This is a genomic window from Streptomyces sp. NBC_00637 (genome assembly GCF_045161545.1).
Taxonomy (GTDB): domain Bacteria; phylum Actinomycetota; class Actinomycetes; order Streptomycetales; family Streptomycetaceae; genus Streptomyces.
The window spans coordinates 174,970-189,038 of the sequence record NZ_CP109047.1 but is presented as its reverse complement, the minus strand read 5'-3'; the positions used below and the strand labels follow the sequence as shown (position 1 = coordinate 189,038).

At 67.8% G+C, this 14,069-nt stretch carries 14 protein-coding genes; 9 read left to right on the top strand and 5 right to left on the bottom strand.

Annotation, left to right across the window (positions count from 1 at the left end; genetic code table 11):
- Window positions 1-16: 16 nt before the first annotated feature.
- The 3 genes from OG440_RS38810 (at window position 17) to OG440_RS38800 (ending at window position 3,231) form a co-directional block, all read left to right on the top strand.
- Window positions 17-811 (top strand): hypothetical protein, encoded by a 795-nt coding sequence (locus OG440_RS38810; RefSeq protein WP_406011606.1) that lies wholly within the window; start codon window positions 17-19, stop codon window positions 809-811.
- 1,008 nt (window positions 812-1,819) lie between these two features.
- Window positions 1,820-2,278 carry a hypothetical protein gene (locus OG440_RS38805; RefSeq protein ID WP_331752940.1) on the top strand — a complete coding sequence of 153 codons (459 nt, stop codon included), beginning with the start codon at window positions 1,820-1,822 and terminating at the stop codon, window positions 2,276-2,278.
- 677 nt (window positions 2,279-2,955) lie between these two features.
- Window positions 2,956-3,231, top strand: coding sequence for a tetratricopeptide repeat protein (locus tag OG440_RS38800; protein ID WP_331752936.1), 276 nt, complete (start codon window positions 2,956-2,958; stop codon window positions 3,229-3,231).
- Window positions 3,232-3,395: 164 nt separating this feature from the next.
- On the opposite strand, the gene OG440_RS38795 is transcribed toward OG440_RS38800, so the two are convergent.
- From OG440_RS38795 to OG440_RS38780, 4 genes are all read right to left on the bottom strand, one after another.
- Entirely contained in the window at window positions 3,396-4,124 is a 729-nt protein-coding gene (locus OG440_RS38795) for a hypothetical protein (RefSeq protein ID WP_406011605.1), read from the bottom strand.
- A 129-nt stretch (window positions 4,125-4,253) separates the two neighbouring features.
- Window positions 4,254-5,120 (bottom strand): hypothetical protein, encoded by an 867-nt coding sequence (locus OG440_RS38790; RefSeq protein WP_331752932.1) that lies wholly within the window; start codon window positions 5,118-5,120, stop codon window positions 4,254-4,256.
- A gap of 167 nt (window positions 5,121-5,287) precedes the next feature.
- Window positions 5,288-5,425, bottom strand: a complete 138-nt coding sequence (locus OG440_RS38785; RefSeq protein WP_331752930.1) for a hypothetical protein — start codon at window positions 5,423-5,425, stop codon at window positions 5,288-5,290.
- Window positions 5,426-5,951: 526 nt separating this feature from the next.
- Window positions 5,952-6,863: a hypothetical protein gene (locus OG440_RS38780; protein WP_331752927.1), complete on the bottom strand. Its 912-nt coding sequence runs from the start codon at window positions 6,861-6,863 to the stop codon at window positions 5,952-5,954.
- Between the two features lie 619 nt (window positions 6,864-7,482).
- Between OG440_RS38780 and OG440_RS38775 the strand changes: the two genes are divergently transcribed.
- The 5 genes from OG440_RS38775 to OG440_RS38755 all read left to right on the top strand — a co-directional run bounded on the left by OG440_RS38775 (window position 7,483) and on the right by OG440_RS38755 (window position 11,734).
- Window positions 7,483-7,962, top strand: a complete 480-nt coding sequence (locus OG440_RS38775) for a hypothetical protein (RefSeq protein ID WP_331752923.1) — start codon at window positions 7,483-7,485, stop codon at window positions 7,960-7,962.
- Between the two features lie 5 nt (window positions 7,963-7,967).
- Window positions 7,968-8,447 (top strand): hypothetical protein, encoded by a 480-nt coding sequence (locus OG440_RS38770; protein ID WP_331752921.1) that lies wholly within the window; start codon window positions 7,968-7,970, stop codon window positions 8,445-8,447.
- A gap of 210 nt (window positions 8,448-8,657) precedes the next feature.
- Window positions 8,658-9,392 (top strand): DUF6884 domain-containing protein, encoded by a 735-nt coding sequence (locus OG440_RS38765; protein ID WP_331752919.1) that lies wholly within the window; start codon window positions 8,658-8,660, stop codon window positions 9,390-9,392.
- 86 nt (window positions 9,393-9,478) lie between these two features.
- A complete protein-coding gene (locus tag OG440_RS38760) occupies window positions 9,479-10,222 on the top strand; it encodes a VWA domain-containing protein (RefSeq protein WP_331752917.1) in 744 nt (247 codons plus the stop codon).
- Window positions 10,223-10,474: 252 nt separating this feature from the next.
- Entirely contained in the window at window positions 10,475-11,734 is a 1,260-nt protein-coding gene (locus tag OG440_RS38755) for a hypothetical protein (protein WP_331752915.1), read from the top strand.
- Window positions 11,735-12,398: 664 nt separating this feature from the next.
- Here the strand turns inward: OG440_RS38755 and OG440_RS38750 are convergent.
- Complete coding sequence (locus OG440_RS38750) at window positions 12,399-12,713, bottom strand: hypothetical protein (RefSeq protein ID WP_331752913.1); 315 nt, start codon at window positions 12,711-12,713, stop codon at window positions 12,399-12,401.
- A 325-nt stretch (window positions 12,714-13,038) separates the two neighbouring features.
- On the opposite strand from OG440_RS38750, the gene OG440_RS38745 reads away from it, so the two are divergent.
- Complete coding sequence (locus tag OG440_RS38745) at window positions 13,039-14,007, top strand: AAA family ATPase (protein ID WP_331752911.1); 969 nt, start codon at window positions 13,039-13,041, stop codon at window positions 14,005-14,007.
- The last annotated feature ends 62 nt before the right edge of the window (window positions 14,008-14,069 follow it).

Sequence of the window (14,069 nt, the reverse complement as noted above, 5' to 3'; positions counted from 1 at the left end):
ACGTACGTGGCAGTACATGGTCCGGCTGCTGTGGGATGCGGAGATGGCGCAGCAGCAGAAGGAAGCTGCGCCATCTCCCGAAGCAGCCGGAAAACCCGAGCCCCGCACCTGGAACCAGGTCTTCAAGGAGCGGCCATGGGCACGCGCTGCCCACCGTCTGGAACGCGGCACCCTTCCTGCTATCGGCTGGGTCATTCGCTACGCCGTCCCCCGGGAAGGAAGCCGCAAAGAGCGAGGCGAGCACATCGTGCTGGCCGTCTTCGTTGTCCTCGGCGCCGGGACAGCCATACCTGCCATGCCCCAGGTCGGCATGCCTGTGGTGGTGGGGACCTTCCTGTGGAAGGCCTGGGAGTTGGGAGCTGCTTCGAGCGGAGACAAAGGCCCAGGTGGCAGCGCGGATGAGGCAGCCAGCGCCACCCCTCAAGATCAACTTCTGGGGGAGGACGGAGAGCAGCCGGAGCATTCGCCCCTGCCTCTCGACGACTGGCTGCCGCTGTACGTGGAGTACAGCGTCGCGCTGAGCTATCGGCTGGGACGCAAGGGAATTCACCTGGTGGACCTACTTCAGGCCGCCCAGGAGAAGCACGATCGTCTTCTCGGATGGGACGTTTCCCGTCTGCGGGCCGACTGTGAGCGACTGGGGATTCCGGTGAACAAGAAGGGCATCAACATCAGAAATAAGAACACCATCGGAGTCCGCTACGACGAGCTCGAGAAGGCCCTCGGTCGCACTCCGCGAATGCCGCCATCGATGGTGCTGGCGCTTACCCCCCAGACACCCCACGAAGGAACGCCGCCCGAGGGTCCGTGAACCCCGTGCTGCAGGGGTGTCTGAGCGCCCCCGTCCGGCCCTCGTCGCACCCCCGCTGCGGGGGCCCCCTCGCACCCCCCGCTGCGCCCCGGGTCGGGGCGTCCTACACCCCGCCGGATGAGGGCCCCGCGGGGCCCGCGCGGTGCTCTGCCGGTGACCGAATCTGGCCGGCGCTCCCCCGCCACGCCGTGAGCAGGTGAAACCGTCTACCTAGGCCATCTACAAGGCTCTGACCTGCAACATCTACACCTCATCTACGCCCATCTACGGTCATCTACAGCCGGTCTGTAGATGGTTCTGCTGCGCCGTTTCATGCGATCCACAAGACTCCTGGCACATCCTTCGGCATCCTCGGGTGCAAGATCCCACTCCTGCCGAGGCCGCCGATGTACCGATACACCTGCTCCAGGTGCAACCAACCCCACGAGTCCTCCGACGAGGGACGGGCAAGCGACCACCAGGTGTGGCACCACCGCGTTGCTCACGAAGAGGACGTGCCGCCCAAGGAGCGTGTCTACTTCCAGCGTGCGCCGCGTCGACCGCGGCTCAGCTGTCTGGTCGCCTTTTTCGCCCTTCTGCTCCTTCTTCAATTCGTGGAGTGGCTGAAGGGTTTGGCCGGCAGCTGAGGGACGGTGCTGCGGATCGCCCAGAGCGCGCCCAAACGTCACTGCTCAGCGGTGAATGTTTGATATGTAAGGGAAGCCGGATCGGTGCAGCTTTTTCCATGCGATGGAATCCAGGGAAATCGCGCATCAGACACGGCGCGCCTCGGGCAAGCCGATCACCGAAAACTATCATTTCATAGATGGCGAGAGCTGTTCTGCCTGCCCTCGTATTTGGTAGTGGCTTCCCACGAGGCCAGGCACGGTCAAAAAACTGTGACAGGTGGCCGGGCCGTGAACCCTGACCTTTTCTCGGGCCACGCATTTCCGGTGCCGCCACGATGACATTCCGGGCCGCCCGCTGGAGGGCCGACGGTCGATTCCTCGCGCTCAGAAGGAAGTCTGTATGCCCATTACCAGCGCCCCCGCCGCCGTCAGTACCATCCACGTCGAGCGCTGGATTTGCCGTAAGGCTGACGGCTGGTATTCCTACGGCTCGTTTCCGGCCTCGGAGGTCCGCTGCGTGACGAACGCCTTCGGGCACGTCAGCACGCCCGGCACCACGACCGAGCCGCACCAAGTGTGGCTCCGCCGGCAGTGGTGGGCGGTGCGGTCCCTGATGGAGATCTGGTTCCGGTTGGCCGACCGGTGCCCTCACGTCGCGGACGGCACTGCCACCTTGATGGTCTCCGTCCGCGAGAACGAGATCACTGTGGACCACCAGGGCGTCAACTTGCGGATCCTGTACGTGCTTTGTCCCTCGTGCCCGCACGCCCCGGGCAGCGACCTCCCACGCGACGAGATCACCTCGGCGGCCATGTCTGCCAGGCCCACGGAGAGTGGCGAGTTCGATGATCCGACGTAGCGAGTCACCCAGGGCCGTCCCTACGACGCGCGGGCCTCCGACGCGGCCGTCGCGATGGGTTACAGGCGTCCAACGGCCCGCCTTCTGCCGTGGCTCCGCCCGGATGCCACTGAAGAGATCGACTCTCCAGGGAGGAGAACAGATGCAGGAATTACCGTCCGCCTTTCCCACTCTGGGGAAGCCGCCCAGACTGCCGGAGGGCAGCGGCCTGGCGGCGTGTGTGGACCAGCGGGAGCCGTTTGACGAGCTTTACTCTCGAAGCGGTGCGCCGAACTCGGGCCTGGTCGATGCGGCTGCAGCGGTGTGCGGCCGGTGCCCGTTGTCGGCGGACTGCCCTGTGCGCGTCCGCAGTCGAAAGCCGAGACGCGCGGCAAGGACGGGCGGTCCGCGGCCCGCTGGGACCGCCAAGGATGCTGTGGTTGCAGTTCTGCAGGAGAAGCGTGAGGCCACGGCTCCGGAGATCAGTGCTCTCTCCGGTCACAGTGTGCCCAGTATCAAGAGCGCGGTTAGGGCCTTGCACAAGGAGGGCCGCCTCACCAAGCGGCCCGCCCCGCCGGGGGCCGGCAACCGGGTGTACTTGTCGCTGAGCGGCAACGAGGCATCGGCCGCCGAGAAGCCCGGGGCAGAGTCCAAGACCTCGTCGGCCACCACCAACGGCGATCACGAGGGACTCAACGATGGACGGGGTGACCATGACCGGTGAAGATCAGATCTCGGAAACCCAGCGACGGCTGGAGATCCTGCAGTCACAGCACGACCCCGTCCATCCGGACGTCATCCAACTGCGGACGGACCTTGCAGAGCTAACTGGCGAGCAAGGCGATCTTCGCGAGGCTGCCAGGCTCTACCAGCAGCTCGGCGACGATCTCCGTAACCACCTGGGCCTCGACAGTCGGACCCTGGACGCCTACGAAGGCATGGCACGGTGGATTGGGGCGCGGGGCCGTGCATGACCGACAGGCGTTACAGGAACCCCTGCGCCGGCGGAGGCTGGACCGGAAGCAGCAGGGTGAGCACCGCTCGCGCAAGGGCTTCGCGGTCGAGGTACACCGTGACGCGGCGGGACATCCGGACTCTTTCAGTCGGGTCGGAGTTGTGGCGTCATCTTCGTGCGCTGTCAGCAGGACGGATGGGGTTCCAGTTGGAACGCCCGGTCAAGGCGGGATGCGCTGTCGGGCGCGAGGATGTCGCCGAGGGAAATTCCGGCGCCGAATCGGTAGTCGGCCCAGTCCGGCGTGATCTCAAGTCGTTCCTCACGCCGGGAGTCCAGCGCGTGCATTCCCCAATGCCACTGTTGCTGGGCTGGCAGGCTCTCCCACACTGCTTCACATCCCTCATCCTCGAGCGCGGTGGTGCCGGCGTCAGGGTCGGCGGCGGTCCAGAGGGTAGGGAAGTCCTCACTGTAGGAAGCGACGACAGGCAAATCGTCGCGCTCCTGGAGGAAGCGTTGCACGTTCTCCCAGCCGTAGCCGTCGGGATAGAGGCCGGTACGCAGGCCGTCCCGGATGACGCTGGCCAGCCAGCGCCGGTGGGGTCCCTTGGCCCAGCAGTTGATCTCACACTGCCCGTGCAGTCGGGCGGCGAGCCGCACGGGATCGCTGCCGAGTTCCATCGCGGTGTTGAGGATCAGCGTCAGCGGTCGGATGGTCTGTCCGCGGTAGGCGACGATCGGCTCGTCCAGAACGCTCCACAGGGCCTCGGAGTAGGCCCGGCTGAAACGGGCGGCCGCGGCGCCGTGGTGGGACAACTCTCTCAGGTAATGGTGGTCGGGCAGGAGGTCGTGGAGGGTGACGAGCGTGGTGCCGACGGCCTGCCGGCGGAGGAAGTCCGAGGCGAGGTGGTGCACCAGGCGGAGAAGGCGGGGGCGTGCCCTGCCTGGCAACGTCACGGTCCCGTGGGGGTCCTGGAGCCGGATGAAACTCATGGCGTCCTCTCGTGGGAAGTGGCTGGGTGCCGAGGGGTTGGTGCCGCGGAGTCAGTCCTTGGTCAGGACGGGGCGGGTGCGGGTTTCGAGGGAGGCGACCGCTTCCCTCGGTACGGGCACGATGTGCTCGAGCAGGCGGACCGCGCGCTGGAGGGCGAGATGACGCTGTGGGGCGTGGCCTCGCGGATCGGAGGCAAGGGCCAGTGCCGCCTGGGCGTGCCGGACCTTGCGGCGCTGGGGCTCGGATAGGTAGTCGGCTCCGGTGACCCGGGCGTGCCTGTCTGCGGTCTTCCAGGCCAGTTCGAGGGCGGTGACCGCCCTGCGGTAGGCATCGAGTCCCTGGACGCCGGTGGGGATTCGGGCGTCACGGGCGGTGTCGAGAGCGTGGATGAGGTCGGCGGTCTGGCGTACGGTCACGTCGGTCAGCGCGATGCGGTCGAGGTGGTCCAAGAGGTTGATCTGGATCTCGGCGTAGGCGTCGAGAACGCCGTCGTGGCGCTTCTCCACATCCGCGCGACGCCGGGCCAGTTCGGCTGACTTCCGGCGGTAGGCGCAGATCTCACGGTAGAGCCGGCCGAGGGTCAGGACGACCAGCACGGCCAGGACTGTGATGCCGGCCCACAGGGCGATACGTGCCCAAGGCAGGCCGGCATCGGCAGCAGCCGGGGCGGGGTGCGGCGTGGACGCGGTGCGCTCCGGGGTGTCGACGAGGGATCCGAACACCGCATCCGCCAGCTTCTGGGACAGATTCACGAGGAGCGTGGGCCGCGCCATCAGTGTGCAGCCGACTACGAAGGCCAGGAAGCTGACGCACATGGCCGAGAACTCGCAGCGCATCGCCGCGCGGAAGAACAACGTGAAGCAGTACCCGGCGAACAAGGTGCCGATGACCGGCAGGAAGAACTGACTCGAGACCATGGCCGTACGGCGCCTTCCACCGGAGGTGTGTCGCCGGCATGGCCGGCGGCCTGCACGGAGTGCGGGCAGCGTCACGATGTGGCTGCGGGCCTGTGGATAGAGTCCTGGCGTTCAACAGCTGCGGGGCGAGCGACATGAAGGTCGCTCGCCCCGCTGGCTTGTCAGATTCAGATGTGGTCGCCGCGGTCGATGGCGTCCCACTCGGCCTTGGTGGGGATCTCTTTCCAGCCGGTGCGCTTGCCCTTCTGGATCTGAACCTTCCAGACAGCCTCGTGGAACTGGGTGCCGGTCTTCTTTCGGCCCATGTACTGCCGGTCGCACACCTGCTTGGTGCGCGGGGCGCCCTTACGGGGAGAGCCGTCGCCGCCCTTGCCGGGCTTGGCGGGTTTGACGGGAGGAGCGGGTTTGGCGGTCTGGGGCCTGGTGTTGGTGCTGCCTCCGCCGGACCCGCCGGTGATCGAGCCGCTGCGGTGAGGGACATCGTGAGGGCGCTGGTGCTCACTGTCCGGCAGTTGGTCTGCCGATAGACGTCCCGGTAGATGTCGGTGGTGTAGGAGTCGTGTCCGCGCTTGTCCACCACCTTGCCGTGCTTCAGCGGCGGCGGCGAGGCGTTCTCCGTGTCGCTGAAACTGCAGGCTGTGAGGGCGGCGGCCAGGGCCGTGGCGGTGGCGGCGAGAACAAACGGGCGGGTCGCGCTGTGCACAGGCGGGTGATCTCTCTTTCTGGGGACTGCGGTTGAGGAGCCGGGCGGGCTGGTGCATTGGAGGGGCAGCGTCATGGTGGTGACGGGAGCCTGTGGACAGCGGCGTCAGCGGCCGGGCTTGGTCCCGTTCAGTGGACGTGGGGGCCGGTGGCCGTACCTCCGTGGTCCAGGTCGTCACCAAGGTCCGGTGGGGAGCAGTAGTCGACGCCGGATTCCGGGGCGATGAGCTCGCCGGTCACGATGTCGGTGCAGTAGGCGTCGAAGGCCTCTGCGGCGGTGAGAGGTTCGAGTCCTTCTCCGCGCAGGCGCCAGCCGTAGATGCGGTCCGTGGTGTCCGTGCTGCTGGTCCGCATGACGAGTCCGCCGGGGCTGTGGGTGGCAAGGCCGACGGCCAGGACAGTGGCGAACACGACGGCTTCGGCCTCGTCCACATGGGCGGCCCGGTCCGGGTCCGTGTCCGCGTGGAGGCTGTAGACAAGGGTTTCCGGTGCCATTCCGGCGACGCTGCAGACGAGCTGCTGGTGACCGGGATAGGCCCTGTCGAGGATGCGGACGAGGAGGTCCCTGGCGCGGGTGAAGGCCGCTCGGCCGATGTCCTCGCCGCAGCCGGCGCAGTTGCCGATGCTGGCCAGGAATTCGGATGCGAATTCCCACGTGGCGTGGCGGGCTGCTTCGTCGACCAGGGCTGGGATGAGTTCGTCCAAGGGCTGGCCCTCATAGGGGACGCTGGGGCCAGTGGTGGCGAGCTCGGCGGTGAAGCGGGCGCGGCTGGACGTGGCGTCCGGTTCCAGACCTGTGTCAGCACAGAACTCGGCGTACTCCTGCGGGTCGAACAGTGCCACCGTCGTGTGCTTGCCCGTCGCAGCGAATGTCCTGAGCAGCGCTTCTACCTCTTGGAGGTAGGTCGCGTGGTCGTCGAAGGTGAAGCTGCTGTAGCGCCGCATCGCAGTGAAGTCGTGCTCGTCGGCCAACAGGCCGATGGTGCTTGCGATCTCTCGGCTCAGCGCCCCTCGCATGCTCTGGCGGCCGGTATCTGCCATGTCTCCCCCTGCGCAGACTCGAACTCTTGACTCCCAATACTTTACTCATATCTGCATTTCTGTCAAACTATACGAGTCAATAAGAGGTGACTATGTGCTGGAGGTGTTGTGCCGCGTACGGAACGCCCGCTCGGTCGCAGCCAGCATGCGGCGCTTCAGAGCCTCGCCCGCGTTAACGGCGGGAGCTGGCTGGGCGACTGCTGGCAGATCGGCACCCTGTCGAACACGGCCCGGATCCTGGACTCCCTGGTGGAGCGAGGCCTGGCCACGAAAACGAGCGCCACCCGCCGCTACACCATCACCGAACCCGGGCTCAACGCCTTGGGCTTCTACACCTGCTGCGACTGCACCCGCCTGACCCGCTACCCCCTCCTGGCCAGGCCGTACGGCGCGCGAGCCCGGACACGCTGTCACTGGTGCGCGCCGGTGACTTCGTCCGGCTTGTGCGAACGGTGCGGCGGGGCGTGCACCGACGGCAGACCCGGCCCCCGCACCACCGCGCGAGGGCTTGAGATCGCCCGGTCCTCCCTCTGCATCCTCCTCACCCCTGGCGCGGCCCTGAGGCCTGCGCACCGCGCCGTTCTCCCCTCCGTTCCCTACTTCCGCCAGGAGGAACAGCATGAACCTCTGGACCGCTGCGCCTGACGCCCGTCGCCAGGCCCCCACGACGCTGTGGGCCTGGGCCGACGAGTTCGACCGGCTCGCCGGGAACGCGGTCAGCGTCCCCGCGCATCGGCATCCGGCTCCGTGGCGCAGCGCCTCCGCCGCCGGGTGCCGCCAGTACTCCGCCCTGTACCGCACGGACGCGCTCGTGGGGGCCTTGATGCTCGACGGGCTGCCTGTCACGTGGAGCAGTTCCGGTCAGATCGCGGCTCCGCACCCACTGACGCTGCGGGTCGATGAGCAGAGCGTCCGCGTGCTGCAGGACGACGGCTCGCTGCTCATGGCGACTGCACTCGCCTCGGGACTCGACGAGACCGTCGCCGGGCTCTACGACGGGGTCGCGTCGCTGCTCACCGTCGCCGGCGAGGAACCGAATCTGTGCAAGGCCTGCGCGCGGTGGGTAGCCGAGCGCATTCTCCTGGCGGAGAAGGGGTGAATGGGGTGAGTCCTCGTCAGTGTGTGCGCTGGTCGGTCGCCGCCTACGCCCCGGGTGAGGACGGACGGGAGATCTGCGCCTTCACCACTCACCAGCTCGACTCCCCCGAGCTGGTCTGGGTCGAGTACGTGCTCGCCGCCGAGCGGCCGGGGGTGGCGAGGGTGGACGTCACCGAGCACACATGGCACTACGCCTGCCAGCCGGTTCCGCACGGCGATCTGACAGAACCCAGCCGTGATGCAGTGTCGCCGGGCACCCCGGCGGGAGTCGGCGGAACTGAGCTCCACTACCTCGTTGCTGCGCCAGAGACGGACCTCCCGCCGGTGAGCAGTCACTGGCCGCCTGGACCGGGCGCCGCGGGCACGGACCAGATGTCCGGGGAGTCGCCCTCGGGGCCCGCGCTGAAGGTGACCGTAGTGCGGTCGAGCCGGCCAGTCAGCCTGCGTGACCTGCCCCTACCACCACACACCTATATTGACGCGTAAAACTTGACCGCCCATTTCGGGCATGGTTAGTTTATACGAGTCATATTCGGTGGACGGCGTCCCGTCGTCCACCCAGTACGTGCTGCCTCCGCCTGAACGCCTCGAAGGGGACGCTCCGGCAACGGTCACGTCGAACAGCGCAACTGCCTACCTCCCTGCGTCCCGACTGGGCGCACCGGGAGGACCTCCATCGACCGGCCAAGGAGCAGGATGTCCGTCCCTACGGCGCTGTCCCGTCCAGAGCGAGTTGTGCCGCGCGAGGAGCGGCGTCGCCCACCCGAGCCTGCGGCGCTGACCGCCAGCCAGCGCTCCGCGCTGCACGCGGCCGCGCTCCACGAGGCGGGGCATCTTCCCCCTGCGCTCTCCAGGGCCGACCAAGTCGGTCTCGCCGCGCTCGGTCTGGTCGACGATCTGCCCGTCCTGCCGGAGGCCGAGAGGGTGGCCGTGCACAGCCGCGCGCCTCGCTGCCGCATCACGGCCGCCGGCCGCAGCCGCGCGCTCCAGGAGCCGCCGGCCCGCCTCTGGGTGGTTCCGTGCTCGGCGGCCAAGAGGGACGTCGCGGCAGCCCCGGCCGGCGAGATGTACACCGGCTCATATCACCTGGCGGCCCGCCGCGCCGCGCTCGCATGCGCGAGCGACTCCTCCGAACTCATCGTCCTCTCGGCGAAGTTCGGGCTGGTACGCCTCGACGACCACATCCTCCACTACAACCTGAAGGCCGGCAGTAAGGGCACGGTGACCGGCGAGGTTCTCCGGCGCCAGGCCCACTACCTGGCCCTCAGCGGCGCGGCGGTGACGGTCCTGGCCGGGAAGGCGTACGCCGAGCTGGCCCGCGAGGTCTGGCCCGGGCTGCACCACCCGGTCGCCGACGCCCGCGGCATCGGCGACCACCTGGCGCACTTCGCCGACCTCTACGCACCCGACCGGCACCGCATGCGCACCTGAGACACCTCTGTCCACAGCCCGGCCGCGCCACGCTCATCCTCCATCCCGCCGAACACCATCGCCCCCCGACCCGAAAGGAACCCCCCGTGTTCAAGAAGCTCTTCTCCCGTTCGTCCTCCGCTCCCGCGGCAGCGCAGGCCACCGTCGCCGAGCCGGTTCCGGCTGAGCCGGTCCAGGCTGCCGTCGTGCGGCGCAGCACGGTCCCCGACCTGACCAGGAAGGCCGCGCACAGCCTGTCGAAGTTCGACCTGACCGCCCAGCGGGCGGCCGTCTACCTGGTCATGGACCGTTCCGGTTCGATGCGCAAGCACTACGACGACGGCACGATGCAGTACTTGGGCGAGCAGGTCCTGGGCCTGTCGCGCGCCCTCGACGACGACGGCAGCGTGCCGGTCTTCTTCTTCTCCACCGGTCTCGACGGCGAGACGGTCGTCAGCGTCGACGACTACGCGGGCCGCATCCAGGCCGCGCACGAGGCGATCGGCCACATGGGGCGCACGTACTACGAGCGGGGCATCAACGCCGCGGTCGCCCACTATCGGGCTTCCGGCGCCACGGCACCCGCGCTCGTTGTCTTCCAGTCCGACGGCCGGCCGAACAACCCGGCGGCGGCCGTTGAGGCTTTCCAGGAGGCGGAGGAGTCGATGTTCTTCGCGCTCGTGGGATACGGGGACAAGGTCGACTTCATGAGGGGCCTGCCGGCCCAGCTGCGCAACGTCGGCTTCTTCCACGCCGCCGACCCCGCCAACACCAGCGATGAGGAGCTGTACGACGGAATCGTGAGCCCGTTCCGGACTTTTCTCGCGGCCCGTAGTGCCGGCGCTCGCTGAGGTACTCGCGATGGCCGGCCGGGGAGTCGAAAGCCGGTCTGAGCCGTTGCTGCAGCGCCCTGGGCAGCGTCTTTGCCGCCCAGGGCTGAGTCGGAGACCACGGGCCCGCCGGACCGCGCACGCGCGGCCGCGGGCTGCTGTCACATCAGGGGGAGGTGGGACGCCCGAACGAGGGACGCCGCCCAGCTATTTGACGCGGATAACTTAACGTACCCTCGCTGTTGACTTAGTTATACGAGACAAGGACTGTTGATGCCCCAGGACGACGAACTGGAAGCGCCCCGTACGGACGACCTGCTCAACCTCACCCAGATCGGCGCGCTGGCGGGGGTCGGCCAGCCCACCGCGAAGAGGTGGCACGAGGCGCCCGCCCGCCAGGGCGCCGGCCAGCACGTCGTCTCGTCGCCGCTGCGCGCGGTCGCCGAGGCCATGGGCATTGACGTCCCCGAGGCGGAGGGCAGCCGGCCGAAGTACCCCCGCGAGGTCGTCGTGGCCTTCCTCCAGGCCACCGGCTACATGGACAAGGAAGGTGCTGTGGTGCAAGCGACACGGGCCAGGGGATGGAAGCCGGTTGAGCCCACCCTGGATCCGCGGCCGGTGAAGCAGCCGGAGGCCGGCTCCGGGGAGCGGCCCTTCACCGTCGACGAGAAGACCGGGCGCCGACTGCGCTACTACGTGCCGCACGCCGCAGAGGTTCTTGAGCTGGGATCGGCAGAGGGTATCGACGCCTCCATGATCAGAGGCGAGATGGTCGCGCCGGACGGCTTCGACGAGTTCAGTCGCCCCTTCTGGTTCCGGGAGACTCTTGAGGACTACAAGGCGACGGCGCCGAAGGCCGGCGAAGCACCCAGGGTCCCGGTCGGTCTGCAGGGCAAGCCGGATGACCTGCTGAGCCTGAGCGACATCGCGAAGATGGCCGGGGTGGCCCGCGGAACGCCGCAGAAGTGGCACAGCGCACCGCGTGGCCGGGGTGCCCACGGCTACCACCCCGTCATTCCGTCGCCACTGCGCAAGGTCGCCAAGGACATGGGCGTCGCCGTCCCCGAGGCGGAGGGCCCCCGGCCGAAGTACCCGCGCAAGGTCGTCGTGGCGTTCCTCAAGGCCATCGGCTACATGGACAAGGACGGTGCGCTGGTCCCGGAGATCCAGCAGAAGGGGCCCGGCCGGTGGACACCGGTGGAGCCGACCATCGATCCGTGTCCCGTGGAGCAGCCCGATCCTGCGTCCGGCGAGCGTGTGGCTGTCGACCCCGCCACCGGGGGGCGCTGGCGGTACTACGTGCCGCATGCTTCCGAGCACCTGGGCTTCCCCACGGTTGAGAAGTTCGAGCAGGCCCTCGCTCGTGGCCGGGTGGTCGAGCCCGTCGCCTACGACGAACTGGGCAGGCCCTACTGGTTCTTCGAGACCCTCGAGGACTTCAAGAGGCCGCGCCAGCAGCCCGAGGCGGGGGAAGGGACCGAGGGTGGACCTGACGGGTTCACCGAGGACGGCCGGCCCTACCGGCTGCTGTAGCGGACGAGGAGTGGGGGTGCCGGCGCATGCTGGCACCCCCACTCCTTTGTGTCGGGGTCTTCAGTGTGCCGGGCCCGGCGTATTGGAGTAGCCGACTCTCTGATGTGGGCACTGGGATGATCCGTGCGTCCGGTCAAGATGGGGCTGCAGCTGCAGACATTTCAGTGCCCGTGCCGTTGGCACCGGTCTGTCTTCTGCCGCGGGTGGGTCCGGCTCCACCGCCCGCTCATGCGAGTACAGGAACTGCTATCCCGCCAGTCCAGTCGGGGGTCGTTGGCGATACACAGCAGGGCCGCGGCAGCGCGCCCCGGGCGAGACCGACAGCAACGCCCGCTCGCTACCGCCGGCGCGTCTTTACTCCTCGACCCCGCAGGACAACACCGCCAGCGGATCACGCCCGGATTCGGACCTCAGGGCACGGCTCGTGTCGTTGATCCGTCCGCGGTGCACCTGACAGAGGTCGTCGGTGCTCGCCGGGAGAACCCTTCCGCCCCCTACCGACTTCCTGAGAGTCATCTGGCATCTGATGTTGGACCGCACCGAAGATTTCAGTCGGCACGGCTGTGAGCTGGCCACTGAAGTGTTCCGTGCGGTGTCCGCGGTCATGTTGGCTGCACGAAAGAGTTCAGTGCAGCCCGTCGCCAAACCGCTGTACCCCTACCGGTCAGTCCTGGAGCCGGGCGGGGGCGATGCCGTTCTTCATCGCGAAGTCCAGGTCAGCAATCCTCGCCCGGGACCGCTCGCCGTACTGCTTCACGAACGCCAGGTGCTCGTCGGGGTCCTCGGGCAGAACATCGGGGGCCACCTCTGCGTACTCGGAGCGGGCGGTCTCCCAGCTCGCCAAGAGGTCAGCGGCTCCAAGAGGGGCCAGGCCTCCCTTGCTGGCGGCGACCAGCGCAGACACGGCCTCCTGCAACATCATCTCGCCGTCTTTCACGGCGCGCCCGTACTTCTCGATGTCACCTACGACGTGTCCCATGCTTGGGCATTCTCCCTACGTTTCGACGGGCGCGCCTGACCGACGGGGGCCAGGAGCCACCACGACTTCCTGAACTGTTCGGTGCCCTACTGAAGAACCTACTGAAGTCTTTCGTGCGCTACTGAAATTTCCACTGAAATGAATCTTGCGCTACTGAAATCTTCAGAGCCATCCGACATCTGACCTGCGGAGATGAGTCGATTTCACCACGGAAAGCTGGTAAAATTATACGAGTCAAAGGGGTTGGATTCCCGGTGGTGCGGCTTCGTCGTGCCGTGAGCGGGGACCGCCCCCATCCGATCGCAGATGCGCTCCGGGAGAGTCGTTGACCGACATCACGATCACGCCGCAGGAGGCGGCCATCGCAGAGCGGCTGCGCGGCGCCCATCCCCAATATGCCTTCCGCCGGGCGGTCAAGATGCAGACCCGGGCCCGCGCAGCGCTCCTGGGAGGGGCTGGCTCCGGCAAGACGTACACCGCCCTGGTTCTCGCGTCGGCTCTTGGTAAGTCGACGGCGGTCATCGAGACAGTCCACCCCCAGGCCGCCGAGTACGCGGACGAGTTCGACTTCGATCTCTGCCCGCCGCTGACGTTCTGCTCGGCGGAAGCTCTGGTGGCCGCGCTCGCCGAGTGTCAGGCACTCGGATACGAGACCGTCATCGTGGACTCGTACTCCCTGTTCTGGTCGGGCAACGGCGGCATCCGTGACCAGGCGAACGAGGCCGCCAAGCCGGGGCCTGGCGGCCACAACGCCGGCTGGAACGCAGTCCGGCCGTACGAGCGCCGCATGTGGGACGCGCTGTTTCGCTACCCCGGGCACGTCATCGTCACGATGCGAACGAAGACTGACCACGTGGTGGAGATCGACGAGCACGGCCGCAGCGTCATGCGGCGGTTCGCGGGCAAGCCCGAGCACCGCGACGGCGCAGAGCACGAGTTCAACCTCGTCGGCATCATGCACTCCGACCACACGCTCGAAGTCACCAAGGCGCTCTCGGTCGATCTGGCCGACCGAGTCGTCAACCGCCCGGGACCCGAGTTCGCAGCCGACGTCAGGCAGTGGCTGGACGCTGGTGAACCCCTTCCCCCGCTCACCCCGGTCGCCGACCTCATCGCCGAGGCCCGCCGCGCGGACGCCACCGTCGGGGATCTCAAGGCCCTGTGGCGACAGGTCAAGGACCGCTTCATCGAAGACCTCCTCATTGCGGACGACGACGGCGAGAGCACCATCAATCTCGCCCTGTACATCGAGCGGCGGGGCAAGGCGATGGAGGAGCTGGCCGGAGTCGCCTGAACGGCGCCGGGCGGCCGGGGTGCCGGAGCTGCACAGCACCTACCCCGGCCGCCGTTCCACTC